Annotated in this window: 3 protein-coding genes; all 3 read left to right on the top strand. The window is 57.4% G+C overall.

The window, feature by feature from the left end; genetic code table 11:
- The first annotated feature begins 115 nt into the window (after nt 1–115).
- Nucleotides 116–415 carry an IS66 family insertion sequence element accessory protein TnpA gene (gene tnpA, locus CRENPOLYSF2_RS04315; protein WP_087142728.1) on the top strand — a complete coding sequence of 100 codons (300 nt, stop codon included), beginning with the start codon at nt 116–118 and terminating at the stop codon, nt 413–415.
- Complete coding sequence (gene tnpB / locus CRENPOLYSF2_RS04320) at nt 403–753, top strand: IS66 family insertion sequence element accessory protein TnpB (protein WP_087142729.1); 351 nt, start codon at nt 403–405, stop codon at nt 751–753. Before tnpA ends, tnpB begins: the two co-directional genes overlap by 13 nt.
- Before the next feature lie 85 nt (nt 754–838).
- Nucleotides 839–2038: IS66 family transposase (tnpC, locus tag CRENPOLYSF2_RS04325; RefSeq protein ID WP_176371028.1), on the top strand; the 1200-nt coding region annotated here is incomplete at its 3' end.

The raw sequence follows: 2038 nt of genomic DNA on the forward strand, positions 1-2038 counted from the left end.
TAGCTGCTCTGCAATCAGCAACCGTTGCCCCGCTAATACCGTAAGCGCGTAGCAAAACCATCTAAAATTTTTTTATCGGCCCTGATATCCTCCAGAGTTTTTCCGAGGATAACCGATGACACTCCAAAAACACCACATCAAGCACAGTAAAAACTGGCAAGCCAGCGGATTGACGCAGGCGGCTTATTGCCAAAAACACAGCCTGCAGCCAAAATCTTTTTCACGCTGGTTCCGGACCTACCAGACCAACGACCCATCAGGGCAACCGGCCCTAATACCTGTCACCATCAAACCCGATGCAGGCCTCCTGCCAGCAGAGGCTTTGCGGCTGCACCTGGCCAACGGCCAGACATTGGAACTGCCCGGCACCGTGTCCCCCTCATGGCTGGCCGAGCTCCTGCAATGCCTGGCCTGATACCCTTTCCCACCGCTATCTGGCTGGCTGTCCAGCCTGTGGACATGCGCCGTGGCATCGATGGCCTATCTATGGTTGTCCAACAGGCATTAGGGCATAGCCCGTGTGCCGGCGATGCTTTCATCTTCCGCAACCGCCCAGGTAACCGCATCAAAGTGCTGGTCTGGGACGGCACAGGGGTATGGCTGTGCCAGCGTCGGTTGCACCAAGGCAGTTTCATCTGGCCCAAAGTGACAGACCCATGCTTTTCATTGACCCCCGGGCAATGGCATTGGTTGATAAGGGGGGTTGACTGGCAGCGTTTGTCAGCTGTCCCCAATGCCCAGTGGCAGGTTTAAAACCACCGGATTTCAAGGAAAATTAATTCCCTTGAAAACCTTTATATATAAGGCCTGCAGCGTTTTTTGTGGTATAATTTACACCATGAAATTACGACCTGAAACCGAATCGGCAAGCCTCGAAACGGCCTCCAAAAAACAACTGGAGGGCCTCATCCAGGCGTTGCTCGAACAGGCGAAAAATGACGCGGCCACGATTGAAAAGTATGCCGCCGAGATCAAAAACAAGGACGCCAAAATCGAGGCGTTGTCTTATGAACTGGCCTATCTGCGCCGCATCCGCTTTGGTGCCAAGAGCGAGGCCTTTGACCACCAGCAACAGGACCTGTTCACCGACACCCTCAATGAAGACGAAGCGGCGGTTGAGGCCGAGCTTGAACAGCTGGCCGACAAGTCAGCCCCAAAGGCCAAGCCGAAGCGCCCCCGTGCAGGCCGCCAACCTTTCCCGGCCCATTTGCCGCGCATCGATATCCGCCATGACCTCGACGCTTGCCAATGCGGGCGTTGCGGCCGTGCTTTGGTCAAAATCCGTGAGGACGTCACCGAAAAGCTGAATGTGGTGCCCGCCGTGTTCACGGTGGAGCGCCATATCCGCCCGCAATACGCCTGCACAGAGTGTGAAACCGTCACGGCGGCCCCCATTCCGGCAGCGGTGATTGATGGCGGCATGGCGACCGTGGGCTTGCTGGTCTGGGTCATCATCAACAAATTTGCCGACCACCTGCCTTTGTACCGCATTGAGCAAATCGCCGCCCGCCAACAGGTGGTGTTGTCGCGTGCGACGATGGCAAACTGGGTGGGGAAAGTGGGGGTGGCGTTGCAACCCTTGGTCGACCGGCTGGCTTGGCATCTGCTGCAGGGCAACACCCTGCATGCCGATGAGACGCCGGTGGCGCAACTCGACCCTGGGAGGGGCAGCACCAAGAAGGCCTATTTGTGGGCTTACCGCAGCAATGACCTGGAACCTGGGCCACGCATCATTGTCTTTGACTTTTGCGCAGGCCGGGGCGGTGTCAATTGCCGCGATTTCCTGGGGGCGTGGCGTGGCCACCTGATGGTTGACGACTACAGCGGCTACAAGGCCTCGTTCAATGCCAAGCGCATGGCGGTGCCCTGTACGGAGCTTGGCTGCTGGGCGCATGGCCGGCGTAAGTTTTTTGACCTGTACACGGCCACTGAAAGCCCGATGGCAAAAGAGGCACTGGAACGTATTGGCCAGTTGTATGCCGTTGAGGAAGAAGCCAGGGATTTTAGCATCGAAGCCCGCAGGGCGTTGCGGGCGGAA

The sequence above is a fragment of the Crenothrix polyspora genome (genome assembly GCF_900163755.1).
Lineage (GTDB): Bacteria > Pseudomonadota > Gammaproteobacteria > Methylococcales > Methylomonadaceae > Crenothrix > Crenothrix polyspora.